Source organism: Curtobacterium sp. 320, from assembly GCF_031455235.1.
Classification (GTDB): domain Bacteria; phylum Actinomycetota; class Actinomycetes; order Actinomycetales; family Microbacteriaceae; genus Curtobacterium.
The window spans coordinates 95,219-120,531 of the sequence record NZ_JAVDSI010000002.1 but is presented as its reverse complement, the minus strand read 5'-3'; the positions used below and the strand labels follow the sequence as shown (position 1 = coordinate 120,531).

Sequence of the window (25,313 nt, the reverse complement as noted above, 5' to 3'; positions counted from 1 at the left end):
TCGAAGACACGCGATCACGCGACGGCCGGTGAGCTGTGCACGTGTGCGATGATCTGGGTGGACGGGACCCGCCGACATATACGGGACCGGCACCACCAGGGCACGTTCTGGAAGAACGCTGCGTCGACCGCAATATGACGACACGGATGCCAGGGAGCGCGAACTGCCATCATAGGTCGGGCCCGTCGCGGATGTCCAGTCCTGGCTTGACCGAATTCGGCAGTGCCGTGTATAAGCCGGTGGACAGCGCGGGTATTCCCCCGCACTGCGCCCGGGAACGCGCCCGTCAGCGCAGGGCGCGGAAGGCCGCCTCGGGCTGCCGCGTCCGCACGAACGTGACACGTCCGCGGTCGTCGGTGAACTCGATCCCGAGCCCCGGCGTGAGGATGAGCGCGCGGACGCCGCGTCCGATCCGGAGCCCGATGCCGCCGTACGTCGACGCGTCCGCCTCGACGAGTCGCACGTCGGTGATCCGGTCGCGGGCGATCCGTCGCGCGGGCAGCGGCCGGAAGTGCAGGACGACGTGGGTGTCCGTCACCGTCCACCCCGATCGGGCGACGAGGAGCAGGAACCCGACCGCGACGCCGACGAGCGCCGGCACCAGCAGCGCCGTCTCCGGAGCGTCGCCCGGCCATCCGAGCACCGCTGCGGTCAGCCCGAGCCCGCCCACCAGCAGGACCGCACCCACCGCACGCATCCAGGTCGGCGCGTGCTCGCGCTCGGTGTGGGTGGACGGACGGGAGGCGCGGGTGGCGACCGCGGGACGGCTCGCGGTGGCGCGGCGGTACGTGGGCACGCTCATGGTGTCGGTCATGCGGGTCGACTCCTCGTGGGATCGGGTCCGTTCGTGCGCATATTTTACATAGCGCACGCAATGTGTTCGATGGTCGCGGCGGGCGGACCACGGGCGGCGCGCAGGAGAGCGGGGAGCCCGGCGCACGCCGACGGCGCGCACACGAGGGGCAGTGGGGGTGCCGGACGGTCGCGCCGCGGTCACGAGCGGGGTGCGGAAGCGCGCGAGGTGTGGGGCACTGCGCGGATCGACGCACCGAGGTGACGACCCGGTGAACGGTAGGCGACGACCCTTGGCGTCCGCTGGTGGTGCATGTGCACGCATTCACCTGCGCCGGGTTGACCGGTCGGGACCGCGGACCCGGGTCAGCGCAGGACGAGGGCGACGGCCTCCGCGCGGGTGCGGACGCCGAGCTTCGTGAACACCTGGTTCACGTAGGACTTCACGGTGGGCACGGTGAGGAAGAGCTCGGCGGCGATCTGCGGGTTCGACCGACCCTCGGCGATGCGCTCGAGCACGTCCGCCTCGCGCGGGGTGAGCGTCGGGAAGCGCGCACGGAGCGACTCGGTCGGGTCGGGCGTCGCGACGGGCGCGGGCCCGGTGCCGTCGGCCAGCTGGGCGACGAGCCGGGCGCCCACGGTGGCGTCGAACGTCGACTGCCCCGACGCCACCGCACGGATCGCCGTCGCGATCTCGCCGCGACCGGCGTCCTTGGTGAGGTACCCGCGCGCACCGGCCCGCAGCGCGGCCAGGATCGACTCGTCGTCGGCGAACGTGGTGAGGACGAGCACGGCGACCCCGGGGTGCCCCTCGGTGATGCGTGCCGTCGCCGTCGGGCCGTCGACGCCGGGCATCCGGAGGTCCATGAGCACGACGTCCGGGGACTCCCGCTCGACCGCGGCGACCGCCTCGGCGCCGTCCGACGCCTCGCCGACGACCTCGAGGTCGTCCACGAGCGAGAGCACCGTCACCAGCCCGTCGCGCACGATGGCCTGGTCGTCGACGACGAGGACGCGGATGGTCACGGGCGGTCCCCCTCGGCGGCCAGCTCGTCGACCGGCAGGTGCATCGCCACGACGAACTCGTCGTCCGACCGGTCCGCCTCGACCGCGGCGCCGCTGCCGAGCTCCGCGAAGCGTTCGCGCATCCCGAGCAGGCCGTGGCCGCCGCCGGACAGCGGGTTCGCGACCACGACGTCCACGGCGTCGCCGTCCCGGATGACGGACAGGGACACGGGACGGCCGGGGGCGTGCCTGCGGGCGTTGCTGAGCGCCTCCCGGACCACCTGGACCACGGCGGCGCGGTGGGCCGCATCGAGGTCGGTGAGCGCCGTGTCGCCCTGCGTCACGATCTCGCCGCCGAACGACCGGTGCGCGTCGATGAGGGCCGCCAGGCCCGTCGCGGGGTCGGTGGTCGGACGGGAGGCACGGTGCGGGACCTCGGGCGAGCCCGCGTCCGCCTCGGTGTCCGTCTCCGCGTCGTCGCGCAGGGCGTGCACCGCACGTCGCGCCTCGGCCAGGCCGTCCGCGGCGAGCGCGCGGGCCTCGGCGGCGCGCTTCGTGGCGTCGTCGACCCGGCCGGCCTCGAGCAGGGCCTCGACCGCGTCGAGCTGGAGCACCAGTCCGCCGAGGGAGTGCGCGAGCACGTCGTGGATGTCCCGGGCGGCGCGGGACCGGTCCGCGAGGAGTTCGGCGCGCTGCTGGTCCCGCTCGGCCTCGCGCGCCCGTTCCGCCGCGATGCGGAACTGCCGACGGCTGAAGCCGATGAGGACGCCCAGGAGCATGCCGCCGCTCGTCCCGAGGACGAACTGGACCGAGGCGTGCTCGATCGAGGCGGACACCGCGACGACCACGATCGCGGCGAGTGCGGCGACGGATGCCGCCCAGACCGGGACGCGGAGGTTCGCGCCGAGCAGGACGATCCCGACGATCACGGGGACGATCATGAGCGAGTCCGTCGGCACCACCGTCAGGGTGCCCGCGGCGATCATCAGGACCCCGGCGACGACGAGGAGCCGGGGTGTGCGACCGAACTCGCGGAGCGCCCACGCGGCGAGCGCCACCGCGCCGAGCACCCACACCCACGCGGGGTGCTGCAGGGCGATGCCGTTCTTCACGAACCAGAACGCGACGATCGCGATGCCGAGGGCGTTGAGCCCCCAGGCGGCGCCCGGACGGGACCGGCCTCCGGGGAGGTCGGTCTCGTCCTGGCCGGTCAGCAGGGTCACCGGACCATCATGCCGCGCGGCTGGCGGTCGCCGCGGGGGATGCGGCCGTCGATGACGACGGCGCGTGCGGCGCGGTTCAGTGCGAGGACGAGCAGGATCGTGCCGGTCGACGTGAGCAGGTGCGCGCCGAGGTGGCCGCCGAGCACGTCGAGGCCGACGCGGACGGCGATGAGGACGATCCACAGCACCGCGCCGAGCGCACCCGTACGGGACTGGATCGTGCGGCCCTTGGCGTCCGGAGTGCCGACCGTGCGGAAGCGGGTGATGCTGCCCATGGTCAGTCCGACCCCGATCGTGATGAGCGCTTCGATCCCGAGGAACACCACGTCGGTCGTCGTGATCGTCGCCTTCGTCTGGGCGAGGACGACCACGCCGACGATCGCCATGATGAGCGGCGTGCGCCAGATGCGCGCCGGGTCGAGGTACTGCCAGGTCGCCTGGCGGTACCCGAGGAACGCGACCAGGGCGATGCCGACGAGGATGTTCACGAGGAGCTGGACCGACATGGTGTCCGCCTTCCGAGGAGGTCCGGCGGGCGTCTCCCGGCCGGTGGTACCAGCCTCGATCGACGGCGTCGGCGGGCACACCAACCAGGGGTGGGGACGCGGGTGGTGATCGCGGTGGTGTTCGATTGGTGCCATGGCTGATGCGTTCGACGGGTTCCGGATCGGTGCGGGGTACGCGGTGGTCGAGCCGGACCGGCACCGCCCGGGGTCCTTCACGCTCGTCGTCGACGGGACGCCGCAGTCGCACGTCGACCTCGAGGACCCGACGCACCTGGCGTTCGAGTACATCCGGCGGATCGGGCACGCCATCGACCTGCTCCCGGACGGCCCGGTCACGGCGCTGCACCTCGGCGCCGGGGCCCTGACGCTCCCCCGGTACGTCGCGGTCACGCGGCCGGGCTCCCGGCAGCAGGTCATCGAGCTGGAGCGGGACCTGGTCGACCACGTGCGGGACGCGCTGCCCTTCCCCCGCGGGGCCTCGATCCGGGTGCGGTACGGCGACGCCCGGGAGGTCCTCGGCAAGCTCCCCGCCGGACTGCGCGGCACGGTGGACCTGGCCGTGGTGGACGTGTTCGGCGGCTCGCAGATCCCCGCGCACGTGACGAGCATCGAGTTCTACCGCGAGGTCGCGGAGTTCCTGTCGCCCACCGGCATCGTGGCCGTGAACGTGGCGGACGGAGCCGGGCTCGCGTTCGCCCGGGGGCAGGCGTCGACGCTGCAGGCGGTGCTGCCGTCGGTGGCGGCCGTCGCGGACACCGGGATGCTCAAGGGCCGGCGGTTCGGGAACATCGTGCTGCTCGGGTCGCCGACGGACCTGCCCGTGGCGGAGATGCCTCGTCGGTACTCCTCCGACCCGATGCCGGCGAAGGTCGTGCACGGGGCGGAGCTGCGGGCGTTCATCGCCGGGGCGCCGATCGTCACCGACCAGACCGCGGTGGCGTCGCCGGAGCCGAACCGGAGCGTCTTCGGCGGCTGACGCGCGACCGCGGGTCGGGCCGACGGTCGCCGTGCGATCGGGCGGAAGCCGCGCACGCGGAGGGTCCGCCTGCCAGGATGGGTCTGAACGACCGCGCAGGTGCGCGACCGAGCAAGGGGATCCCTGATGACGAACGACGACCGGAGCAACGAGGACCGGACGGGCGACGGCCAGGCGCCGAGCTGGGGCGGAGCGCCGCAGCAGCCCGCTCCCTCGGCCGACGAGCCGCGCTACGGCGAGCGGGTCGACCCCGCTCCCACCTCCACGCCGCAGTACGGCGAGCCGGCCCCGCAGGCCGACGCGCCGCGCTGGGGCGAACAGGCCCAGCAGTACCAGGCACCGCAGGGCGAGACCCCGCAGTACGGGTCGACCCAGTACGCCGAGCAGCAGGGCCAGTACGGGCAGCCGCAGCACGGGCAGCCCCAGTACGGGCAGCAGCCCTACGCGGCGGCTCCGGCGAGCGCCGGTGCCCCCTCGTGGCAGGGCTACGAGGAGCCGAAGGCCAAGAAGAAGACCGTCGGTGTGGTGGCGTTCGTCCTCGGGCTCGCGTCGCTCGTGGTCGGCGTCATCGGTGGCTGGCTTATGGGGGCTGCGCTCGCGAGCAGCGACGCCCTCCGGAGCGTCGTACCGACGGACGGGTCGACGCCCGACCAGAGCCAGTTGCAGCAGCAGCTCATGAACGACCCCAACGTCGTGTCACAGCTCGGGGTCGGGGCGATCGTCGCCGGGATCGCTGCGCTCCTCGGCCTCTGGGCGCTCGTGCAGGGCATCGTCGCGATCGTCACGAAGCGCGGCCGGGGCTGGGGTGTGTTCGCGATCATCCTCGCGGTCGTCGCCACGATCGCGACCTTCGCCACCTACATCGGCGTCGCGGCCGCGGCGGTGGTGAACGGCGGCAGCTGAGCTCCGGAGACCGTCCCGGACGGCCCGTCGTGCACCCGCACGGCGGGCCGTCCTCGTCCCCGCGGTCGACACGAGCGTGACCCCCGTGCGCGTGGCACCGCTCGCTCTCGGGGCGGCGCGGCTACCCTCGAACCGATGTCCCTCCCGCCCGACGACCGCCAGCAGCCCGACCGCACCGACCGCGCCCGGGAACCGCGTCATGCGGCGCCCGTGACGGCCGGCGTGAGCCCCGGCAGCACCTTCGCTCCGATCAGCCTGCGCCCCGCGGTCGACGCCGACGCCGTCCAGCAGCGGCTGCGCGACCTCGGACAGAGCCGCAGCACCGAGGCGCTCGCGGAGCGTGCCGAGCTCCTCCGCCTGCTCGGTCGGCTCGACGAGTCGCTCGTCATCGCCGAGGAGGTCTTCCGCCTGACGATGTTCACGGGGGAGCGCTCGGACAAGGTCTCCGCACGGATCCGTCGCGCCCACGTCCTGCACGACCTGGGGCGGTACGAGCGTGCCGCGACCGAGTCGGCCCTGGCACGGGACACCGCCCGGACCGAGGAGTGGCCGGAGCTCGAGGGCGCAGCGGCCGAGCTCGAGGGCTGGTCGCTGTTCGAACTCTCCCGCTTCGACGAGGCCCGTGCCGCGCTGTCCCGGGCGTACCAGGCGTTCCGCCAGGCCGGTGCGCCGTCGGAGCGCACCGAGGCGCTCCGCACGGCGGTCGAGGCAGCGCTCCGGGCCTCGGTCGCGCAGCCCCCGGCCGAGGACAAGCCGCGCACCGCCCGCGACGTCGCCGCACGCCGTGCGGACGAGGACGAACCGGCCGCACCCCGCGCTCCGGAGCCCGTGCAGCAGACCCCGACGGTGCGCCGCCGGGTCCTCGGTGCGCCGGACGCCGCCCGGACCGAGGCGGACGAACTCTGGGGCCGCATCGCCGCACGTGCCGCGCAGAAGGGCCAGGCCGGGCGCGACGAACCCGGCGACGACGAACGGTGACGACGCTCGAGGCCGTCCGGTCCCGCGCCGAACACCTGATGACGGCACACCTCGGGGCGGGCAGCTGGTCGTTCGGGTTCGACCACGCGAAGACCCGGGCGGGCCAGTGCGACTTCGCCCGCAAGCGCATCACGGTGAGCCGCCACCTCGCCGTGCGGTTCTCCGAGGACGACGTCGACCAGGTGCTCCTGCACGAGATCGCGCACGCGGTGGCCGGGGCCCGCGCCGGCCACGGACCCACGTGGCGCCGGACGGCGAAGGCACTCGGCTACACGGGCTCGCGCCTGTACGACGGCCCCGTGGCGAGCGAACTCGCACCGTGGATCGGCACCTGTCCGGCCGGGCACGAGCACTTCCGCTACCGCACCCCGACCCGGCCGCTGGCGTGCGCGAAGTGCTCCCGCCGGTTCGACGCCCGGAACGTCATCGCGTGGGAGCGCCGGGCGGCGGAGGCCAGCCGAGCTACCGCATGATGCCGATCGCATGCGGAGGCGCGCCGGTAACCCGTTAGCCTGGGCGGATGCACACGGGGCAGCACATCCGCACGGACACCGGTTCCACGTGGTTCTTCGACGCCGGACGGATCGCCCTCGACTTCGCGCACACCGGCGGGTTCGCCGACGACGCGGACGGCCGACGTCCGCGAGCGCAGCTCGGCGAACTGCTCGCGACACCGGCCGACCTCGACGAGTGGCTGAGCGACCACACCGAGCCGATCGACGTCGGCGCGACCGCCCGCGAGCTGCAGGACGCCCGGGCCCTCCGTGCAGCGATCGCCCGGCTGGCCGTCGCCGCGGCTCCGGGTCCGGCCTCGACCGCGGCGGAACGGACCGCGGTGGCTGCCGGCCTCCGCGCCGGGACGGGTCGCACGCGCCCGGCACCGGACGACATCGACACGGTCAACCTGTTCGCCGCGCTGCCGGACGTGCCGCCGAGCCTCCCCGGTGGTCGTCGTCGTGCGGGCGCGAACCGGGTGCGGCTCGCCCAGGCGCTGTCGAGCGTCGCACGGGACGCCGTGGCCCTGTTCACCGAGGTCGGCTTCGACGACGTCGCCGCGGACGGACAGCCGACGCGCTTGAGCCGGTGCTCGGCGGACGACTGCGGCCTCGTCTTCTACGACTCGTCGCGCGGGGGCACACGCCGGTGGTGCTCGATGCAGCGGTGCGGCAACCGGGCGAAGGTGCGGGCGCACCGGGCCCGACGCGCGGCGGTCTGAGCCGACCCGCGCCTCCTGGCCTGCTCGTGGCTCCGGCCCGGGCCGATTCGCGTGCCACACGAAAACAAGGATTCGGCGCGCCGAATCCTCTGGCATGCTGTCTGCATGACCGACACCGCTGCCCGTCCTGCCGAGACGACCACGCCTCGGAAGCGCGCGGCCGGCCTGACCCTGCTCGGCCCCGCGTTCGTGGCCGCCATCGCCTACGTCGACCCCGGCAACGTCGCCGCGAACCTCACCGCGGGCGCGAAGTACGGCTACCTGCTGCTCTGGGTCCTCGTCGCCGCGAACGCCAGCGCGGTCGTCGTGCAGTACCTCTCCGCCAAGCTCGGCGTCGTCACCGGCAAGTCCCTGCCGGAGCACCTCGGCCTGCGGATGAAGCGCACTCCCCGACTGCTGTTCTGGGCGCAGGCCGAGGTCGTGGCCGCCGCGACCGACATCGCCGAGGTCATCGGCGGCGCACTCGCGCTGCACCTGCTGTTCGGGCTGCCGCTCGTCGCCGGCGGGGTGATCACCGGCGTGGTCTCGATGGCGATCCTCACCCTGCAGAGCCACCGCGGCACCCGGACGTTCGAGGCGGTCGTGACGGCGATGCTCGCGATCCTCACGGTGGGGTTCTGCGCCGGGCTGCTGTTCGCGCAGGTGTCACCGGGCGAGCTCGTCTCCGGACTCGTCCCGCGGTTCGAGGGGTCCGAGTCGGTGATGCTCGCCGCCTCGATGCTCGGCGCGACGGTGATGCCGCACGCGGTCTACCTGCACTCCGCCCTGGCGCGCGACCGGCACGGCGACGTCCCGGCGGGCCCGGAGCGTCGTCGGGTGCTCGTCGCGACGCGCTGGGACGTCGGACTGGCGCTCCTGGTGGCCGGCGGGGTGAACATCTGCATGCTCGTCCTCGCGGCGGCGACGCTGCCCGGGGTCGCCGACACGGACTCGATCCCCGGAGCGCAGCGGGCGATCGCCGAGCACGTCGGCCCCGTCGTGGGCGTGCTGTTCGCGGTGGGGCTGCTGGCGTCGGGACTCGCCTCGACCTCGGTGGGCTGCATGGCCGGCGCCGAGATCATGAAGGGACTGCTGCACGTGCGGATCCCGCTGCTGGCCCGACGGCTGGTCACGCTCGTGCCGGCCATCGTCCTGCTCGCGGTGAACGCCGACGCGACGATGCTGCTCGTGGTGAGCCAGGTCGTGCTGAGCTTCGGGATCGCCTTCGCGATCGTGCCGCTGGTCGTCTACACGTCCCGCCGCAGCGTGATGGGTGCAGACGTCAACGCGATGACCACCCGCGTCGTCGCGGGGGTCATCGCGTTGGTGATCGTCGCGCTCAACGTGGCGCTCATCGTGCTGACGCTGGCCGGTTAGTCGACGACGCGGACGCCCTTCCAGAACGCCACGTAGCCCGAGTAGTCCTTGCCGACACGGTCGAACGACGACGGGATGGGCGTCGGGTACGACCAGGCGTTGTCCTGCAGCGCCTGCCCGTCGACGTTCACCGTGTAGTACTGCGTGTCGCCCTTCCACGGGCAGTGGTACTGGGTGGGGCTCTCGGTGAACAGCTCGCTCTTCACGCTCGACGGCGGGAAGTACCAGTTGCCCTCGATCTGGATGAGGTCCTCCTGCGGGGCCTCGGCGATCACGGTGTCTCCGACGACTGCCTTCACGGCACGCTCCTTCGCTCTGCGTTCCGGCGGGGTACCGGATGTGGAGGTCGAACGCTACGCGCGCGAACTCGATTCCCGCAGGGTCTCCAGCTGGCCGTCCACCGCGAGCGCCGCGTGCACGTCGGCCGGTGCGAGCGCCGCGGCCGCCTCGGAAGCGCTGACCAGGTGCTTCACCGCCCGCCGCAGTCCCGTGTACGCGGCACAGGCGGCCGCCGCCTCGGGCGAGGTGTGGTCGATCCCGACCTCGGCGAGCGCGTCGACGACGGCTCCGGCCGCGAGCAGGTCCTCGACCGCGAAGTCCGGCGCGTCCGGCACGTCCGCGGCCTCGCCCGCCGCTTCCGCGGCGTCGTCACCGGGTGCGTGGTGGCGTCCGGCGGCGACGATCGCGACGACGCAGCGGTCACCGCGTTCGGCCTGGAGGCGCGTCACGCGTTCCGCGACCGCCGTCGCGTTGCCGAGGTGGCCGAGCACGACCTCCGGACCGTCCGGCACCTGCGCGGCGACCGCGCGGAGCGCCCGTCGGCGGGCGGGTCCGTCGTGCGCCGCGGACGCCGGGAGGACGTCGACCCAGACGACCAGGTGCGTCCCCGGAGCGATCCGCGCGGCGCCGCCGGTCCCCCATGCGAAGCGGACCTGGTACTTCTCCTGCGTGCGTGCTGCCACCTGCGACACGATAGCCGTCGGCGGGTCCCTGATCCTTTCCACAGGTGCTCCGCCGTCCGGGGTTCGTCAGGGTCGGCGACCGTAGGATCTGTTGCCATGGAGATCGCCCCCGCACCCACTCTGACCGGCGACCGCGTGACGCTCGAGCCCCTCGGCTCCGAGCACGCGGACGACCTGCGGGCGGCGGTCGCGGACGGCGATCTGTGGCGCACCTGGTACACCTCGATCCCCGCCCCGGCGCAGGTCGACGACGAGATCGACCGGCGGCTCGCCGAGCAGGCAGCGGGACGGATGGTGCCGTTCGCGGTGCGCGACCGCCCGACCGGCCGGGTCGTGGGGTCGACGACGTTCCTCAACCCCGACACGGGCAACCGCCGGGTCGAGATCGGTGCGACGTTCCTGTCGCGGTCGACGCAGCGCACGGGCATCAACACCGAGGCGAAGCTGCTCATGCTCTCGCACGCGTTCGACGTCTGGCAGTGCATCGCGGTCGAGTTCCGGACCCACTGGCACAACCTCCAGTCCCGCACGGCCATCGCGGCACTCGGTGCGAAGCAGGACGGGGTGCTCCGGAACCACTCGATCGGCCGTGACGGCACGCTGCGGGACACCGTGGTGTTCTCCGTCATCGCGTCGGAGTGGCCGACCGTCCGGTTGTCCCTCGCCGAACGGCTCCGTCGGCACGACCGCGCCGAGGGTGCTCGACGCCGAGCCGCCCGTCACGCCTGACGCGGTGCCGTCCGGCACGCCTGCCGCCGGGCCCGCCGCTCGTCCACCGGGTCCGAGTAGCGTTCGCGGCATGCACGTGGGCATCCGGATCACCCTCGACGCACCGGTCGAGGCCGTGCGTGACGCGCTGCTGTCCCCGGCGGTGATGGTCGCCGTGACGAAGCCGTTCCTGGTCTACCGGTCGCGCGATCCGCAGGGGTTCCCGGTGCGCTGGGTGCCGGGCGAGCCGCACCCGATCACCGCGAGCGCCTTCGGCGTGGTCCCGAGCGGCGACACGCACGTCGACCTCGACCTGTACGAGGTGCGCGGTGTGCCCGTGCAACGCGACAACGGCGGTGGCACGAGCGGGCTGTTCGGACGGATGTCGATGCAGCACCGGATGGCGACCGTCGACCTCGGGGACGGTCGGACGCTCCTCGTCGACCGGCTCTCGTACCGGATGCGGCCCGCGGTGCTCGGAGTCCTGCTCTGGCCGGGGATGTGGGTGATCTGGCAGTGGCGCGCGCTGCGGATGCGCGCCCTCGCGCCCGGTTGGCGGCGCGCCCGACGAGCCGCGGCCTGACCGCCGGACCCGCGCCGTTCCTCCAGGCAGGGCGTACGCTCGTACCGTGAGCCAGACGCATGAGCCGGCAACCGACGACCGCGTGCACAGCACGCTCGCCACCGTGGACTGGCGGCGGATGACCTTCGACCTGTACCGACGGGTGCGGGCGACGACCGACCCGGAGACCGCCCACGCACTGTGGCGCGAGACCCGTGACGCGATGTTCGGCGAGCACCCGGCCAGCCCGCTCCTCGACGAGGACGCCCGCGACTTCGAGTCCCTGCCCGTCCCGGACTACGACCCGTCGTGGCGCTTCCGTGCCCGGATCGAGCCGGCGGAGCCCCTCGCGATGGACGTCGAGACGGGTACCGACGGCATCGTGCACTTCGACCGGCTCGGCGTCGTGACCCTGGCCGGCATCGGTTCCCTCGACGTGTGGTCGCACGGCGGCTACGCGGGCGGCGTGTTCATCCCGGTCAAGGACTCCAGCGCCGGCAAGGCCCGCGGGACCTACGGCGGCGGACGTTACCTCGTCGACACGATCAAGGGCGCGGACCTCGGGGGCGACGACGGCGAGCTCGTCCTCGACTTCAACTTCGCCTACAACCCGTCGTGCGCGTACGACCCGGCGTGGGCGTGCCCGCTCGCGCCTCCGGGCAACACCGTCGCCGTCCCGATCCCCGTCGGCGAGCAGTACGACTTCTAGGGTGGAGCACATGTCGGGTCTCGTCGCGATCGACGCCGGAGGGCGCATCCCGCCGTTCGAGCAGGTCCGGTCCCAGATCGCCGCGCAGATCAGCGCCGGGTACCTCGTGGACGGTGAACGACTGCCGAGCGTCCGTGGACTCGCGGATGAACTCGGGCTCGCCGCCGGGACCGTGGCGCGGGCGTACCAGTTGCTGGAAGAGGCCGGGCTCGTGCAGACCGCACGCGGCGCCGGTACGCGGGTGATCCGACCGGCCGAGGTGCCGTCGTCGGTGACCGATGCCGCCCGTGCCCTCGCTGCCGCCGCACGGGCCGCGGGGCTGTCCGCCGACCAGGCAGCTGCCGCGCTGCGGGACGCCTGGCCCGCCTGACGCGGGCGCGGGCGCTGCGTCAGCAGCGCTCGAACACGTAGTCGTCGCTCGACGGCGTCACGAGGTCCCGGTCGCGCAGGATCGTCATCGCCGGCCGCTTCGCCGAGGCACACACCGAAGACCACGGCTGCTCGCTGTTGTCCGAGTACTCGACGTCGATGACCCGCTTGCCGTACGCCTTCGTGTACTCGCCGCACTCCTGGTAGACGAAGCACTCCTCGGCGACCACGAAGTCGAAGCCGGTCTGCTTCCGCCCGGACGCCCCGAGCTGCGGCGTGTTCTTCTGCCCGACCGCGAGCCCCTCGCCGTGCCCGAGACGGACGAGCGCGGCGGCGAGTGCGAGGTTCCCGGACCGCGTCAGCTTCCCCTTCGAGCGCGTCCACGAGTCGAGGTTGTCGAACTCGACGGCGTCGAACCCGCGATCGGCGCACCGGGCGACGGACTTCGTCAGGACCCGTACGATCGTCGCGCGCTTCGCAGCGGTCGTCGTGTCGAGCAACATCTCGTCCGGCCAGCCCGGGTCGGACACCGGCTGGCCCGATCGGTCGCGGAGGATCGCCGTCGGGTGGTCGCGCTTCCACATCGCGGCGTCCTCCGGCTGGGTCTGGAAGCCGTTGACGTAGCAGATCGAGTACTTCCCCGTCGCCGGTCGTGCGGTGCTGTCGCGCTCGACGATCGTGACACCTGCCGGCGGCGTGTACGAGCCGCCCAACTGGTAGTCGGGGACACCCGAGGTGGGCAGGTTCCGGTACGACGCGGCGGGCGCCGCGGCGGCGCAGGACGCCGTGCCCAGGACGGCGACGAGGGCCGTCGCGACGGTCAGCAGGACGGTTCTGGTGCGCACCGGTGCATCCTCGCACGAGCCGGCGGACACCTCGGCCTGGGGGATCCGACCCGCGCACGCTATGCTGGACGTACTCGAGGCGCCGATCGCCTCGTGCGTCGTACGGACGCCCCCGAACTCCCGGTCCACGGACCGATGATCGAGCACCTCCCGAAGGTGCCAGGCTTCTCTGCTGCGGCGACTGCGCCAGCCACACCCGTTGGCGCGCATCCCGCCCGCGCGCTGCCTCGCAAGCGCGACCACAGCCGGAGCACTCCGGTTGGAAAGGTCACCATGACCAACGAAGACATCCGTTTCTCCGACCTCGGCGTCCCCGCGCCGATGGTCGCCGTCCTCGCCGACCAGGGCAAGGAGACCGCGTTCCCCATCCAGGAGGACACGCTCCCCGACTCCCTGCAGGGCAAGGACGTCCTCGGCCGTGGCCGCACCGGCTCCGGCAAGACGATCGCGTTCGCGATCCCGCTCGTCGCCCGCCTCGCCGCCAGTGGCCGCAAGCGCCGCGCCGGCCGGCCCCGTGCCCTGGTGCTCGCCCCCACCCGTGAGCTCGCGACCCAGATCGACGTCGCCCTCGCCCCGCTCGCCAAGGCCATGGGCCTGAACACCACGACCGTCTTCGGCGGCGTCGGGCAGGGTCGCCAGGTCGACGCCCTGCGCGGTGGCGTGGACGTCGTCGTGGCGTGCCCCGGCCGTCTCGCCGACCTCATGCAGCAGGGCCACGTCAACCTCGGTGACATCGAGGTGACCGTCCTCGACGAGGCCGACCACATGGCCGACATGGGCTTCCTGCCCGGTGTGACCAAGATCATGCAAGCCACGCCCGAGCAGGGGCAGCGTCTGCTGTTCTCCGCCACGCTCGACAACGGCGTGGACAAGCTCGTCAAGAAGTTCCTGCACAACCCGGTCATGCACTCGGTCGACGAGGCGAACAGCCCCGTCGAGGCGATGACCCACCACCTGTTCGAGGTCGCCGACGCCGATGCGAAGAAGGACCTCGTCCGGACGCTCGCGAGCGGCACCGGTCGTCGCATCCTCTTCATGCGCACGAAGCACCACGCCAAGCGCCTCGCCAAGCAGCTCAGCAGCCAGGGCATCCCGGCCGTCGACCTGCAGGGCAACCTGTCGCAGGGTGCCCGTGAGCGGAACCTCGCGAAGTTCTCCTCCGGCGAGGCCCTCGTGCTCGTCGCCACCGACGTCGCCGCCCGCGGTGTGCACGTCGACCACGTCGAGCTCGTCGTCCACGTCGACCCGCCGACCGAGCACAAGGCGTACCTGCACCGCTCGGGCCGCACCGCCCGCGCCGGTTCGTCCGGCGACGTCGTCACCGTGACGATGCCCGCCGAGCGTCGCGACGTCGCGCAGATGATGCGTGCGGCCGCGATCAAGGTCACTCCGCAGCAGGTCACGGCGAACTCCCCCGCCGTCACGGAGCTGGTCGGCGAGATCGCTCCGGTCCGCCACGTCGCCCCGGAGCAGCCGGCACAGCAGCAGCGCCAGCCCAAGCCGCGCACCACCGAGTCCGACAACGCGGGCGGCGGCCGTCGCCGTGGTCGCGGCGGTCGTCCCGGAGGCGCGGCGCAGCCCGCGCGCACCGGCTCGGCTTCCGGGTCGTCCGGTGCAGGGCGTCGCGGCGGTCGTCCCGCCGAGGCCGGCGCCGGCGCGTCGACCGGATCCGCCGGTGGGCAGCGCTCGGGTGCCGCGTCCGGCGGTCGCCGCAGTGGTGGCAGCCGTCGCGCGTCGAGCGACACCGTCCGTGGCGGGTCCGCTCCGGTCTGGTCCTCGGAGGGCGGCTACGCCGCCGGTCGTGGGTCCGGCACCGAGTCGGGCGGCAACCGTCGTGGTGGCTCGCGCCGCGCCTCCCGTCCCGCCGGTTCCGCGCGCTGACCTCTCGATCTCAACCTCCACGCCGCCTGAGCACGGACGCACTCCACGGGCGTAGGTTCTCCTTCACCGGATGCCGCGCGAGCGGCTGACGGGGAACTGTCCGCTGTCGGAAGGAGAGCCTATGGCTGGGATCGAAGACGTCAAGAACGCCGCTGCGAAGGCAGCTGGCAAGGCCAAGGAAGCCGTCGGGAACGTGACGGACAACGACCGCCTCAAGGCTGAAGGCAAGACCGATCAGGTCAAGGCCGACACCAAGCAGGCAGGTACGAACGTCAAGGACGCCGCTTCAGGCGTGGCCGACAGCCTCAAGAACGACAACAAGTAAGCCGGTCCAGTACCGCGCTGCGAAGCCCCCGGGTCCGATTCGGATCCGGGGGCTTCGTCGTGTGCGGGTGGCGTCGGCCGCTACATGAGGGCGCCGACCGATGCGAGTCCGGCGCGGAGGAGCGCTCCGCGACCGCCCTCCATCTCGTCGGCGACGGCGTCGGAGGCCGCCTCCATCGGGCTCATCCAGGTCAGCTCGAGGGCGTCCTGCCGGGGCTCGCACGTGCCGGTCACGGGGACGACGTACGCGAGGGAGATCGCGTGCTGCCGTTCGTCCGTGTAGACGGACGCGCCGGGCAGCGGGAAGTACTCGGCCACGGTGAACGGGGTGGGGCTCGACGGCAGCTGCGGGAACGCCATCGGCCCGAGGTCCTTCTCGAGGTGCCGGAACAGTGCGGTCCGGATCGACTCGCCGAACATCACGCGCCCGGAGACGAGCGTGCGGGCGATGGAACCGCTCGGGGCGACGCGCAGCAGCACGCCCACCTCGGTGACGACGCCGAGGCCGTCGGTGCGGACGGGCACCGCCTCGACGTAGCAGATCGGCAGTCGACGGCGGACGTTCGCGAGCTCCTCGTCGGACAGCCAGCCGGAGTCGGGGTCGGGGGTGCGCAGCGAGGCCATGCACCGTGTCTACCAGTCACCGCGGCGAGTTCGGCGGAAGGCGCGGGGGTTGGGGATGGTTGATGCGTCAACTACTGTCGTCCACATGATCGATCGCGATGCCGTGCAGTGGACCCGGAGCCCCTCCGAGCGTGCGGGGACGCCGCTGCTCGTGACGATGCACGGGGTGGGGTCGAACGAGCGCGACCTGCTCGGACTCGCCCCGGCGCTGCCGTCGTCGTGGACCATGGCGTCGTTGCGTGCGCCGATGCCGTTCGGGCAGGGGTACAGCTGGTACCCGCTCGGGACGCCGGGCTCCCCGGCGCTCGGGCCCGTCGACGAGTCCGTCGCCGGAGTCTTCGAGTGGATCGACTCGGTCGCGGCCGATCACCCGCGGATCGGACTGCTCGGGTTCTCGCAGGGCGGGTCGATGGCGCTGCAACTGCTCCGGGCACGGCCCGCTGCGTTCGCGTTCGCGGTGTCGCTGTCCGGGTTCGTCGTGCCGGGCGTGACGGACTCGCGTGACGAAGCAGTCGCCGCCGTCCGGCCCCGGGTGTTCCTCGGGCACGGCGACCTCGACCCGGTGATCCCCGGCGAGGCCACCGCCCGGACGCAGGCGTGGGCGGCGACGAACACCACCGTGACGGATCGCACGTACGAGGGCCTGCCCCACGCGGTGTCCGCAGCGGAGCTGGCGGACGTGGCCGCGTTCGTCGGCGCGTAGGCGCGCTCGGCGCGTCCCGCGGCGCGCTTGGTGAGCAGAAATGGTCGGGTCCGACGTGCGGACTCGACCATTGCTGCTCACGATGCGGACGGGAGGCGCGGTGCCAGCTGGCACCGCGCCTCCCGTCACGGGTTCCGACGTCAGTCGGCGAGGATCTGCAGGAGGTCCTTGCGGAGCTGGTCGATCTTGGCGGTCGCCGCCTTCGCCTGCTCCTCCGTCGCGCTGGTGCGGTACATGTGCAGGACGCCCATGGTCTTCCGGAGCGCCTCGATGAACTCGCGGGACGAGTCCGGGAGACCCGGCGCGTCGAAGGCCGCGGCGATCTCGTCCGCCTTCGCCTCCGCCTCGGCCTTGCCGGCGTCGGTGAGCTCGAAGAGCGTCTTCCGGCCGTCACCCGTGGAGACGACGAGGTCCTCGTCCACGAGCTGCTGGAGCGTCGGGTAGACCGAACCGGGGCTCGGCTTCCAGGCGCCGCCGGTGCGTTCGGCGATGGTCTTGATGACGGCGTAGCCGTTCTGCGGGCCCTCGGCCAGCAGGCCGAGGATCGCGAGGCGGACGTCGCCGCGGCGACGGCGTTCGCGGCCGAAGCCGGGACCGCCGAACCCCGGACCGCCGAAGCCGGGTCCGAAGCCGCGGCCGAAGCCGGGGCCGAAGCCGCCGCGTCCGCCGTGGTCGTGGTCACCGCGGTCGCGGCCGGGGAAGCCGGCGCCGTGGTGCTGCCGCGGGCCGCCGAAGCGGGGGCCGCGCGGGTGCTGGGTGGTGTCGAAGTCGTTGTGCATGGGTCGCATGATGCGTCCTTCCGTCGTGCTGAGTCGGCTCGCGAACGGTCTGACCGGAATCATCTTCGTCGTATCGCGATGTGTTAACGATAGATCGGTAACTATCGCTCTGTCAAGGGGTACGTCCGCACGGGCCGCTGTCGGTGGTGACGGGCAGGATGGGACGGACCATGACGGACGTCCTCGAGCGCTTCTCCCCCGCCACCGCGGAGTGGTTCCGCGGCGCCTTCGCCGCACCGACCCCGGCGCAGGCCGGTGCGTGGGACGCCGTCTCCACCGGGCAGCACGCGCTCGTGATCGCCCCGACGGGGTCCGGCAAGACGCTGGCATCGTTCCTGTGGTCGATCGACCGACTCATCAGCTCGACCGACCGTCCGCCCGCGAAGCAGCGAACCCGGGTGCTCTACGTGTCCCCGCTGAAGGCCCTCGGCGTCGACGTCGAACGGAACCTGCGCAGCCCGCTCGTCGGCATCACCCAGACCGCGCGGCGCCTCGGGCTCGAGCCACCCGACGTCACGGTCGGGGTCCGCAGCGGTGACACCCCGTCGTCCGATCGGCAGAAGCTGCTGCGGCAGCCGCCGGACATCCTCATCACGACGCCGGAGTCGCTGTACCTCATGCTCACCTCGCAGGCGCGCGAGACCCTGGTGAACGTCGACACCGTCATCGTGGACGAGGTGCACGCCGTCGCGTCCACCAAGCGCGGCGCCCACCTGGCGGTCTCGCTCGAACGGCTCGACGACCTGCTCGAGAAGCCCGTGCAGCGCATCGGGCTGTCGGCCACGGTGCGCCCCCCGGAAGAGGTGGCGCGGTTCCTCGGCGGACGCGCACCGGTGTCGATCATCGCCCCGCCGGCGCAGAAGACGTTCGACCTGCGGGTCGTCGTGCCGGTCGACGACATGGCCGAGCTCGGTGCACCGCCCGTCGGTGCGGACGCGACCGAGTCACCGACGAACGGGTCGATCTGGCCCCACGTCGAGGAACGCGTGGTCGACCTGGTCGAGGAACACCGGTCGACCATCGTGTTCGCGAACTCCCGCCGCCTGGCCGAGCGGTTGACGGCACGGCTCAACGAGATCCACGAAGAACGCGTGCTCGCGGCGGCGGGCTCGGTCGGTGACGGGGCGCTGGTGCCGGCCGGGGCCTCCCCCGCCGACGACGGCCTGCCGGTCGCGCGCGGGCGTCCGCAGTCGCCGGCACGGACCTCGGCACACGCCGTCGCACCGCAGGGCACGAAGCGGCCCCCGGCGCAGGTGATCGGCGCGTCCGGGCAGACCGGTGGCGGGGGCTCCGACGCCGCGGTGCCGGTCCTCGCCCGCGCCCACCACGGTTCCGTCTCGAAGGACCAACGCGCCATCATCGAGGACGACCTGAAGTCCGGTCGACTGCGCTGCGTCGTCGCGACGAGTTCGCTCGAGCTCGGCATCGACATGGGCGAGGTCGACCTCGTCGTGCAGGTCGAGGCACCGCCCTCGGTCGCCAGCGGCCTCCAGCGCGTCGGTCGCGCCGGGCACCAGGTCGGCGAGATCTCCCGCGGCGTGCTGTTCCCGAAGCACCGCGCCGACCTGGTGAACAGCGCCGTGACGGTCGAGCGGATGGTCGCCGGGCAGATCGAGTCGATCTCGGTGCCGGCGAACCCGCTCGACGTCCTCGCGCAGCACACCGTGGCAGCGGGGGCGATCGACACGGTCGACGTCGAGCACTGGTTCGAGCTCGTGCGGCGGAGCGCCCCGTTCAGCGGTCTGCCCCGCTCCGCGTTCGAGGCCACGCTCGACCTCGTGACCGGGCGCTACCCGAGCGACGAGTTCGCCGAGCTCCGCCCGCGCCTGGTGTGGGACCGTGTGCACGGCACCCTGACCGGGCGTCCGGGTGCCCAGCGGCTCGCGGTCACCAGCGGCGGGACGATCCCCGACCGCGGCATGTTCGGCGTGTTCATGGTCGGTGAGAAGGCCTCGCGCGTCGGCGAGCTCGACGAGGAGATGGTCTACGAGTCCCGCGTCGGCGACGTCTTCGCGCTGGGTGCGACGAGCTGGCGCATCGAGGAGATCACCCACGACCGGGTGATCGTCAGCCCCGCGTTCGGGCAGCCGGGCCGCGTGCCGTTCTGGAAGGGCGACGGCATCGGTCGCCCGGCGGAACTCGGCCGTGCCACCGGGGCCTTCGTGCGCGAGGTCGAGGGGGCTTCCGACGACGACGCTCGTGCCAGGGTCGCCGCCGGCGGGCTCGACGAGCGGGCCGTGACGAACCTGCTCACCTTCCTCCGTGACCAGCGCGCCGCGACCGGACACGTGCCGAACGACACGACCCTGGTGATCGAGCGCTTCCGTGACGAGCTCGGCGACTGGCGGCTCATCCTGCACTCGCCGTACGGCATGCAGGTGCACGCGCCGTGGGCCCTGGCCGTCGCCGCACGACTCCGTGAGCGCCACGGGATCGACGGCGACGCCATGGCCGCCGACGACGGGATCGTCGTGCGCATCCCCGAGACCGATGCCGAGCCTCCCGGCGCCGACCTGTTCGTGTTCGAGCGGGACGACCTCGAAGCGCTCGTGACGGACGAGGTCGGGGCGTCGGCGCTGTTCGCCGCGCGCTTCCGTGAGTGCGCCGCGCGGGCCCTCCTGCTGCCCCGCCGGAACCCCGGGCAGCGGTCCCCACTCTGGCAGCAGCGGCAGCGGGCCTCGCAGCTGCTCGAGGTCGCCCAGAAGTACCCGTCCTTCCCGATCGTGCTCGAGACCGTGCGCGAGGTCCTCCAGGACGTGTACGACGTGCCCGCCCTGCTGGGGATCGCGGACGACATCGCGGGCCGGCGCATCCGGTTGGTCGAGACCGAGACGGAGACGCCGTCACCGTTCGCGCGCTCGCTGCTCTTCGGGTACGTCGCCGCGTTCATGTACGAGGGGGACTCCCCGCTCGCCGAGCGTCGGGCGGCCGCACTGTCCCTCGACTCGACGCTGCTCGGCGAGCTGCTCGGTCGTGCCGAACTCCGCGAGCTGCTCGACCCGGCGGTCATCGCCTCGGTCGAGCGTGACCTGCAGCGGCTCTCGCCGGACCGCCGGGCGCGCGACGCCGAGGGGATCGTCGACGTCCTGCGGCTCGTGGGCGCGCTCGACCTCGACGAGATCGTGGACCGGAGCTGGCTGGCGGAGGCGGACGACCGCGCCGCAGCCACGACCGAGGTGCAGACCGTGCTCGCCGCGCTCGAGCGAGACCGCCGCGTGCTCGCGTTCTCGCACGCCGGCGCGACCCGCTGGGCCGTGATCGAGGACGCCTCCCGCCTGCGCGACGCCCTCGGGGTGCCCCTGCCGATCGGCGTGCCGACGGCGTTCGTCGAACCGGTGGCCGACCCGCTCGGCGACCTGGTCGGCCGGTACGCCCGGTCGCACGGGCCGTTCTCCGCGCAGGACGCCGCCGGACGGCTGGGGCTCGGGATCGCCGTCGTGCAGGACACCCTGCGCCGCCTCGTCGCCGACCGTCGCGTGGTCGAGGGCGAGTTCCGTCCCGATCGCCAGGGTGCGGAGTGGTGCGACGCCGAGGTGCTCCGCCGCATCCGCACGAAGTCGCTCGCGGCGCTCCGGCACGAGGTCGAGCCCGTCGCCCCGGACGCCCTCGCGCGGTTCCTGCCCGCGTGGCAGCACGTCCGGACCGCCGGTACCCGCGGTGGGCTGCGCGGCGTCGACGGGGTGCTCCAGGTCGTCGACCAGCTCGCCGGGGTGGCACTGCCCGCGAGCGCATGGGAGACCCTCGTGCTGCCGGCACGCGTCGGCGACTACGCGCCGAGCATGCTCGACGAGCTCACCGCCACGGGCGAGGTCCTCTGGTCCGGCGGCGGCACCCTGCCGGGCAACGACGGCTGGATCCGCCTGCACCTCGCCGACACCGCGGCCACGACCCTGGCGGAGCCCTCCGGCGACGAGACGACCGAGCTCCAGCGGGACGTGCTCGGTGCGCTCGCGGGCGGCGGCGCGTACTTCTTCCGGCAGCTCGGTCAGGCCGTGGGCAGCACCGACGACACCGCCCTGTCGACCGCACTGTGGGACCTGGTGTGGGCCGGACAGATCACGAACGACACCTTCGCGCCGTTGCGGGCGATGCTCGGCGGGAAGGCGAAGAGCTCGAGCGCACCCCGCGCACGGGCGTACCGCGGGCGTCGTCGGCCGACGATGCCGACCCAGTCCGGTCCGCCGTCCGTCGGCGGCCGGTGGTCCTTGCTCCCCCTCGCCGAGTCCGACGCGACCGTCCGGGCCGCCGCGACCGCCGAACAGCTGCTCGAGCGGTACGGCGTCGTCACCCGCGGCGCGGTGCAGGTCGAGGGCGTCCGGGGCGGGTTCGCCGGCGTGTACCGGGTGCTCTCCCGCTTCGAGGAGTCCGGCCGGGCGCGCCGGGGTTACTTCGTCGAGGGTCTCGGCGCCGCGCAGTTCGCGACGGGGCCCACCGTCGACCGGCTCCGCACGTACGCGCGCGACATCGACGACGACGAACGGGCCGACCCGGACCGGCCGCGTGATGCCCTGACCCTCGCGGCGACCGACCCGGCGAACGCGTACGGGGCATCGCTGCCGTGGCCGTCCGACACCGCCGCCGGGCCCGACGACGACGGTCCGGGCAGCGCCGACGGTACCGCTGGTCGTTCCGGTGCGCCCGCCGACTCCGCTCCCGCGAAGACGACGGGCCGCGGGCACCGGCCCGGGCGCAAGGCGGGTGCGCTCGTCACGACGGTCGACGGGCACCTCGCGGTGTACGTCGAACGCGGTGGCAAGTCGGTGCTGACCTTCACCGACGACCCGGCGGACCTCGCCGTGGCCGCGGCGTCGATCGCCGCGAGCGTGCGGAGCGGCCTGCGGAAGCTCTCGGTCGAGCGGGTGGACGGCGACTTCGTCCTCGAGACCCCGCTCGGTTCGGCGCTGCGCGAAGCCGGGTTCACCGCCACGCCGCAGGGGCTGCGTCTCCGTGTCTGAGCGCACGACGGGGGCGCCCGGTGCCTGAGGGCGACACCGTCTTCCGCGCCGCCCGTCGGCTCCACGCCGCACTGGCGGGGAAGGTCCTCACCCGCAGCGACTTCCGGGTGCCGGCGTTCGCCACGCTCGACCTCGTCGGCCGCACGGTGGACGAGGTCGTCCCGCGTGGCAAGCACCTGCTCCACCGGATCGGCGACCTGACCGTGCACTCGCACCTCAAGATGGAGGGGCGGTGGGACGTCTACGCACCCGGGGACCGCTGGCGTCGCCCGGCACACCAGGCACGGGTGGTGCTCGACGCTGCGGAGGTCTCGACGGTCGGCTTCGCGCTCGGGGTGCTCGAGGTCGTCCCCCGCGACCAGGAGTCCGAGATCGTCGGGTACCTCGGCCCCGACCTGCTCGGTCCCGACTGGGACGCCGACCTCGCGCTGGCGAACCTGACGCGGGACCCTGATCGTCCGGTCGGCCTCGCACTGCTCGACCAGCGGGTGCTCGCCGGCCTCGGGAACGTGTACCGCAACGAACTGTGCTTCCTGCGCGGTGTCCTGCCGACTCGTCCGGTGCGCGAGGTGCACGACCCGGCGCGGATGATCGCCCTGGCGAGCCGGCTCATCCTCGCCAACCGTGACCGCAGCGCCCGTGTGACCACCGGGGTCGATCGGCCCGGTCGGCGCTTCTGGGTGTACGGCCGGGCGGGGAAGCCGTGCCTGCGCTGCGGGACGCCGATCCGGTACGGGGAGCTCGGTGAGTCGGAGCTGACCCTGCGCGACACCTACTGGTGCCCGCGCTGCCAGACCTGACGAGGCGCGGCGCCGGCGCTACGCGCGCGACATGATCCACGCCAGCATGTACGACCGCGAGTTCGCCGAGTCGACCACCGCGTCCGGCAACGCCCGCGCCTCCCGCAGCGCCGTGGCCGCATCGGCCCGTGATGCCAGCGCCCGGTACATGAGCAGGTAGTCGCCGAACTGCACGTCGTACCTCCCGTCCGGCACGGCCTCGGCCAGCACCCGGCGGATCTGCGCCGCCCCGCCGGCATCGACGTACGAGGCCGCCACGGCCGGCATCGGGATGAGCTCGATCCCCGCGGGCGCGGCCGCCGCGGCGCTGAACCAGGTCGCGTGGTCGCGCTTGCCGCCCCAGGTCAGCGAGACCACCCGGTGCCGGAACTCCGGGAACGCGGACAGGTCCGGGTCGAGCACGTCCCGCGCGGCCGAGGCCGCCTCGTTCGAGAGCAGCCAGGTCCCGACGGACCGGAGCGACGACGACCCCGACGACGACCCCCACGACGAGCCGGACACCGCTCCCCACAGCGCGACGCCGTTCCACGCCGAGACGGCCTCGGACGACGACTCCTGGTTGTTCCCGTCGGCGAACGGCGAGAACCCGGACGCCCACGAGTGCTGCACGTACGGGTCGTAGACGCGGAGCGCCGGGAACGAGGCGGTGGCCTCCGGTGACGCGATGTCCGCCGCGACGAGGTCGGCCACGGTCCGCCACCGGCTCACGAGCGCCGGGTCGTCGGCGGCGAGGACCGCGGCTGCGGACAGCACGTAGCCGTAGTGGAAGTGGTGGTCGTTGAACTCGTCGGAGCCGAACGAGGCCTCCTGCCCGACGAGCCCGTGCAGCGTGGGGTCGTAGGCGAAGCACCGCGCCGTGCGGGTCCCGCACCCGGCGGGGTCGAACCACTGGTCGAGCTCGTCGACGACCGAGGTCTTCAGCGCGTCCGCCACCGACGAGAGGTCGAGCTGCGTCGCGAGCCGGTACAGGTTCGCGACGCGGTACAGGTCCTTCCCGCCGCCGTAGCTGTCCGCGGCGTACGACGAGGCATCCACCGTGGACGCGTCGGCGCGGACCTGGGTGACGAGCGCCGCTCGCTCCGCGGACGACAGCCCCGACAGGTCGAGGGTGTCCGAGGGCCGGACCGTGTCGACCGCGAACCGCAGGGCGGTGCCGGTGCAGACCGGGGCCGGTCCCTGGACGGTCTCGTAGTGCAGGCCGGTGCACTCCAGGCCGGTCGTGCCCTGCCCCGGCTGCGGGACGAGCACGCCCCGGTCGCCGGAGCCGAAGTCGTACGTCAGCGTCGTGCGCTGCTTTCCCCGCGAGGCGCTGCGGTCGAGCGCGACCCCCGTGAGCGGACGGGCGGCGACGACGAGCCGGGCCGTCTGTGCCGCGGTCGCGCCGTCCGGGACCGGCAGGAGCACGACGCTGCCGCCGGACCGCAGGTCGATCGCGTCGCCGTCGATCGTCCCGTCGCGGACGACGAGCTGCCAGGTCCGGCCGCCGCTGGTGACGGTCCCGGTACCGTCCCCGGTGCCGTCGATCGGCGAGGTCGCGGTGACGGTGCCGGCACGCGCGGCGGTGTACGTCACGAGCGGCGAGCCCTCGGCGACCACCGTGTGCCCGAGGACGGTGGAGCCGTCACGGTGCTCGACGGTCACGGACACCGAGTCGTAGTCCGACACCCGGGTCGAGGTCGCACCGAGGTCGAGTCCGACCTGCTGCGTCGCGCCGCCGGCGATGGTCTTCTCGGTGGCCGTGACGGTGGGGAGCCCGGCCGCGAAGCCGTCGTCGGTCACCTGCCACGAGATCGGGCTGGGGAACACCGGCTGCGGTGCCGCGCCGAAGACGAGTCCCGAGAACCAGCGGTTCGTCGGCGGCAGCAGGCCGTCGGCGAGGCGCATCGCGCCCGCCTTCGACGACGCGACGTCGCCGAGAGCGGCGACCGCGCGCGCCTGTGCCGCACCGTCCGTGGTGGGCGAGGTGGTCTCGCCGGGGTGATCCGTGCCTCCAGGGCCGGTGCACGCGGTCACGAGCATCGCGACGGCCGTCACGACGGTGACGCTGGTGGACAGCCTGGAGGCACGGCGCACGCCGACCCGACGGCGCGCGTCCGGCGCCTGGTCGCGACGGGCAGACCGAGGCAGCCGGAGCATG

The 25,313-nt window shown here is 73.2% G+C and carries 25 protein-coding genes; 15 read left to right on the top strand and 10 right to left on the bottom strand.

Features of this window, described 5'->3' with window-relative positions:
• Nucleotides 1-286: 286 nt before the first annotated feature.
• From J2X60_RS03880 to J2X60_RS03865, 4 genes are all read right to left on the bottom strand, one after another.
• Nucleotides 287-814, bottom strand: a complete 528-nt coding sequence (locus J2X60_RS03880; protein ID WP_071302476.1) for a hypothetical protein — start codon at nt 812-814, stop codon at nt 287-289.
• Between the two features lie 344 nt (nt 815-1,158).
• On the bottom strand, nt 1,159-1,818 hold the full coding sequence (locus tag J2X60_RS03875; RefSeq protein ID WP_309886563.1) for a response regulator transcription factor: 660 nt from the start codon (nt 1,816-1,818) through the stop codon (nt 1,159-1,161).
• Nucleotides 1,815-3,020, bottom strand: a complete 1,206-nt coding sequence (locus J2X60_RS03870) for a histidine kinase (RefSeq protein ID WP_309886562.1) — start codon at nt 3,018-3,020, stop codon at nt 1,815-1,817. The genes J2X60_RS03875 and J2X60_RS03870 overlap by 4 nt, the downstream gene beginning before the upstream one ends.
• Nucleotides 3,017-3,526, bottom strand: a complete 510-nt coding sequence (locus tag J2X60_RS03865; protein ID WP_071302473.1) for a hypothetical protein — start codon at nt 3,524-3,526, stop codon at nt 3,017-3,019. Before J2X60_RS03865 ends, J2X60_RS03870 begins: the two co-directional genes overlap by 4 nt.
• A gap of 133 nt (nt 3,527-3,659) precedes the next feature.
• On the opposite strand from J2X60_RS03865, the gene J2X60_RS03860 reads away from it, so the two are divergent.
• The 6 genes from J2X60_RS03860 to J2X60_RS03835 all read left to right on the top strand — a co-directional run bounded on the left by J2X60_RS03860 (nt 3,660) and on the right by J2X60_RS03835 (nt 8,955).
• The gene (locus J2X60_RS03860; RefSeq protein WP_070417657.1) at nt 3,660-4,502 is read left to right on the top strand and encodes a spermidine synthase; all 843 of its coding nucleotides are present in this window, start codon (nt 3,660-3,662) and stop codon (nt 4,500-4,502) included.
• A gap of 126 nt (nt 4,503-4,628) precedes the next feature.
• The gene (locus J2X60_RS03855; protein ID WP_309886561.1) at nt 4,629-5,405 is read left to right on the top strand and encodes a hypothetical protein; all 777 of its coding nucleotides are present in this window, start codon (nt 4,629-4,631) and stop codon (nt 5,403-5,405) included.
• Between the two features lie 135 nt (nt 5,406-5,540).
• Nucleotides 5,541-6,383 carry a hypothetical protein gene (locus J2X60_RS03850; RefSeq protein ID WP_309886560.1) on the top strand — a complete coding sequence of 281 codons (843 nt, stop codon included), beginning with the start codon at nt 5,541-5,543 and terminating at the stop codon, nt 6,381-6,383.
• Nucleotides 6,380-6,856, top strand: coding sequence for a SprT-like domain-containing protein (locus tag J2X60_RS03845; protein ID WP_309777405.1), 477 nt, complete (start codon nt 6,380-6,382; stop codon nt 6,854-6,856). The genes J2X60_RS03850 and J2X60_RS03845 overlap by 4 nt, the downstream gene beginning before the upstream one ends.
• Nucleotides 6,857-6,903: 47 nt before the next feature.
• On the top strand, nt 6,904-7,599 hold the full coding sequence (locus J2X60_RS03840) for a CGNR zinc finger domain-containing protein (protein ID WP_309886559.1): 696 nt from the start codon (nt 6,904-6,906) through the stop codon (nt 7,597-7,599).
• A gap of 105 nt (nt 7,600-7,704) precedes the next feature.
• Complete coding sequence (locus J2X60_RS03835) at nt 7,705-8,955, top strand: Nramp family divalent metal transporter (RefSeq protein WP_229085561.1); 1,251 nt, start codon at nt 7,705-7,707, stop codon at nt 8,953-8,955.
• On the opposite strand, the gene J2X60_RS03830 is transcribed toward J2X60_RS03835, so the two are convergent.
• Together J2X60_RS03830 and J2X60_RS03825 are read right to left on the bottom strand one after the other, a co-directional pair.
• A complete protein-coding gene (locus J2X60_RS03830; RefSeq protein ID WP_070417652.1) occupies nt 8,952-9,254 on the bottom strand; it encodes a DUF427 domain-containing protein in 303 nt (100 codons plus the stop codon). The two genes, J2X60_RS03835 and J2X60_RS03830, sit on opposite strands and share 4 nt — an antisense overlap.
• Before the next feature lie 54 nt (nt 9,255-9,308).
• The gene (locus J2X60_RS03825) at nt 9,309-9,917 is read right to left on the bottom strand and encodes a 2-phosphosulfolactate phosphatase (RefSeq protein ID WP_309886558.1); all 609 of its coding nucleotides are present in this window, start codon (nt 9,915-9,917) and stop codon (nt 9,309-9,311) included.
• Nucleotides 9,918-10,013: 96 nt separating this feature from the next.
• On the opposite strand from J2X60_RS03825, the gene J2X60_RS03820 reads away from it, so the two are divergent.
• From J2X60_RS03820 to J2X60_RS03805, 4 genes are all read left to right on the top strand, one after another.
• On the top strand, nt 10,014-10,646 hold the full coding sequence (locus tag J2X60_RS03820) for a GNAT family N-acetyltransferase (protein ID WP_070417650.1): 633 nt from the start codon (nt 10,014-10,016) through the stop codon (nt 10,644-10,646).
• 70 nt (nt 10,647-10,716) lie between these two features.
• Nucleotides 10,717-11,208: a hypothetical protein gene (locus J2X60_RS03815; RefSeq protein ID WP_070417649.1), complete on the top strand. Its 492-nt coding sequence runs from the start codon at nt 10,717-10,719 to the stop codon at nt 11,206-11,208.
• Between the two features lie 118 nt (nt 11,209-11,326).
• On the top strand, nt 11,327-11,896 hold the full coding sequence (locus J2X60_RS03810) for a DUF1684 domain-containing protein (RefSeq protein ID WP_309780394.1): 570 nt from the start codon (nt 11,327-11,329) through the stop codon (nt 11,894-11,896).
• A 10-nt stretch (nt 11,897-11,906) separates the two neighbouring features.
• Nucleotides 11,907-12,266, top strand: a complete 360-nt coding sequence (locus J2X60_RS03805) for a GntR family transcriptional regulator (protein ID WP_071295229.1) — start codon at nt 11,907-11,909, stop codon at nt 12,264-12,266.
• A gap of 19 nt (nt 12,267-12,285) precedes the next feature.
• Here J2X60_RS03805 and J2X60_RS03800 read toward each other — a convergent pair whose 3' ends face one another.
• Nucleotides 12,286-13,110: an endo alpha-1,4 polygalactosaminidase gene (locus J2X60_RS03800; protein ID WP_309886557.1), complete on the bottom strand. Its 825-nt coding sequence runs from the start codon at nt 13,108-13,110 to the stop codon at nt 12,286-12,288.
• A 273-nt stretch (nt 13,111-13,383) separates the two neighbouring features.
• Between J2X60_RS03800 and J2X60_RS03795 the strand changes: the two genes are divergently transcribed.
• Complete coding sequence (locus J2X60_RS03795; RefSeq protein WP_309886556.1) at nt 13,384-14,991, top strand: DEAD/DEAH box helicase; 1,608 nt, start codon at nt 13,384-13,386, stop codon at nt 14,989-14,991.
• Nucleotides 14,992-15,112: 121 nt separating this feature from the next.
• Nucleotides 15,113-15,316 (top strand): CsbD family protein, encoded by a 204-nt coding sequence (locus J2X60_RS03790; protein WP_070417647.1) that lies wholly within the window; start codon nt 15,113-15,115, stop codon nt 15,314-15,316.
• A gap of 80 nt (nt 15,317-15,396) precedes the next feature.
• On the opposite strand, the gene J2X60_RS03785 is transcribed toward J2X60_RS03790, so the two are convergent.
• Nucleotides 15,397-15,939, bottom strand: a complete 543-nt coding sequence (locus J2X60_RS03785) for an NUDIX hydrolase family protein (RefSeq protein ID WP_070417646.1) — start codon at nt 15,937-15,939, stop codon at nt 15,397-15,399.
• Between the two features lie 85 nt (nt 15,940-16,024).
• Here J2X60_RS03785 and J2X60_RS03780 point away from each other — a divergent pair, with 85 nt between their 5' ends.
• Nucleotides 16,025-16,642: a prolyl oligopeptidase family serine peptidase gene (locus J2X60_RS03780; protein WP_309886555.1), complete on the top strand. Its 618-nt coding sequence runs from the start codon at nt 16,025-16,027 to the stop codon at nt 16,640-16,642.
• 140 nt (nt 16,643-16,782) lie between these two features.
• On the opposite strand, the gene J2X60_RS03775 is transcribed toward J2X60_RS03780, so the two are convergent.
• On the bottom strand, nt 16,783-17,421 hold the full coding sequence (locus tag J2X60_RS03775; protein WP_070417644.1) for a PadR family transcriptional regulator: 639 nt from the start codon (nt 17,419-17,421) through the stop codon (nt 16,783-16,785).
• Nucleotides 17,422-17,591: 170 nt separating this feature from the next.
• On the opposite strand from J2X60_RS03775, the gene J2X60_RS03770 reads away from it, so the two are divergent.
• Together J2X60_RS03770 and J2X60_RS03765 are read left to right on the top strand one after the other, a co-directional pair.
• Nucleotides 17,592-22,376 (top strand): DEAD/DEAH box helicase, encoded by a 4,785-nt coding sequence (locus J2X60_RS03770; RefSeq protein WP_309886554.1) that lies wholly within the window; start codon nt 17,592-17,594, stop codon nt 22,374-22,376.
• A gap of 20 nt (nt 22,377-22,396) precedes the next feature.
• The gene (locus J2X60_RS03765; protein ID WP_070417642.1) at nt 22,397-23,176 is read left to right on the top strand and encodes a DNA-formamidopyrimidine glycosylase family protein; all 780 of its coding nucleotides are present in this window, start codon (nt 22,397-22,399) and stop codon (nt 23,174-23,176) included.
• Nucleotides 23,177-23,194: 18 nt separating this feature from the next.
• On the opposite strand, the gene J2X60_RS03760 is transcribed toward J2X60_RS03765, so the two are convergent.
• Nucleotides 23,195-25,312 carry a glycosyl hydrolase gene (locus J2X60_RS03760; RefSeq protein WP_309886553.1) on the bottom strand — a complete coding sequence of 706 codons (2,118 nt, stop codon included), beginning with the start codon at nt 25,310-25,312 and terminating at the stop codon, nt 23,195-23,197.
• Between the last annotated feature and the right edge of the window lies 1 nt (nt 25,313).

Excerpts from the sequence above, each read along its gene's own strand:
- J2X60_RS03880 (WP_071302476.1), bottom strand. The coding sequence starts at position 814 with ATGACCGACACCATGAGCGTGCCCACGTACCGCCGCGCCACCGCGAGC.
- J2X60_RS03865 (WP_071302473.1), bottom strand. The coding sequence starts at position 3,526 with ATGTCGGTCCAGCTCCTCGTGAACATCCTCGTCGGCATCGCCCTGGTC.
- J2X60_RS03860 (WP_070417657.1), top strand. The coding sequence starts at position 3,660 with ATGGCTGATGCGTTCGACGGGTTCCGGATCGGTGCGGGGTACGCGGTG.
- J2X60_RS03855 (WP_309886561.1), top strand. The coding sequence starts at position 4,629 with ATGACGAACGACGACCGGAGCAACGAGGACCGGACGGGCGACGGCCAG.
- J2X60_RS03850 (WP_309886560.1), top strand. The coding sequence starts at position 5,541 with ATGTCCCTCCCGCCCGACGACCGCCAGCAGCCCGACCGCACCGACCGC.
- J2X60_RS03840 (WP_309886559.1), top strand. The coding sequence starts at position 6,904 with ATGCACACGGGGCAGCACATCCGCACGGACACCGGTTCCACGTGGTTC.
- J2X60_RS03835 (WP_229085561.1), top strand. The coding sequence starts at position 7,705 with ATGACCGACACCGCTGCCCGTCCTGCCGAGACGACCACGCCTCGGAAG.
- J2X60_RS03820 (WP_070417650.1), top strand. The coding sequence starts at position 10,014 with ATGGAGATCGCCCCCGCACCCACTCTGACCGGCGACCGCGTGACGCTC.
- J2X60_RS03815 (WP_070417649.1), top strand. The coding sequence starts at position 10,717 with ATGCACGTGGGCATCCGGATCACCCTCGACGCACCGGTCGAGGCCGTG.
- J2X60_RS03810 (WP_309780394.1), top strand. The coding sequence starts at position 11,327 with ATGACCTTCGACCTGTACCGACGGGTGCGGGCGACGACCGACCCGGAG.
- J2X60_RS03805 (WP_071295229.1), top strand. The coding sequence starts at position 11,907 with ATGTCGGGTCTCGTCGCGATCGACGCCGGAGGGCGCATCCCGCCGTTC.
- J2X60_RS03795 (WP_309886556.1), top strand. The coding sequence starts at position 13,384 with ATGACCAACGAAGACATCCGTTTCTCCGACCTCGGCGTCCCCGCGCCG.
- J2X60_RS03790 (WP_070417647.1), top strand. The coding sequence starts at position 15,113 with ATGGCTGGGATCGAAGACGTCAAGAACGCCGCTGCGAAGGCAGCTGGC.
- J2X60_RS03785 (WP_070417646.1), bottom strand. The coding sequence starts at position 15,939 with ATGGCCTCGCTGCGCACCCCCGACCCCGACTCCGGCTGGCTGTCCGAC.
- J2X60_RS03780 (WP_309886555.1), top strand. The coding sequence starts at position 16,025 with ATGATCGATCGCGATGCCGTGCAGTGGACCCGGAGCCCCTCCGAGCGT.
- J2X60_RS03775 (WP_070417644.1), bottom strand. The coding sequence starts at position 17,421 with ATGCACAACGACTTCGACACCACCCAGCACCCGCGCGGCCCCCGCTTC.
- J2X60_RS03770 (WP_309886554.1), top strand. The coding sequence starts at position 17,592 with ATGACGGACGTCCTCGAGCGCTTCTCCCCCGCCACCGCGGAGTGGTTC.
- J2X60_RS03760 (WP_309886553.1), bottom strand. The coding sequence starts at position 25,312 with ATGCTCCGGCTGCCTCGGTCTGCCCGTCGCGACCAGGCGCCGGACGCG.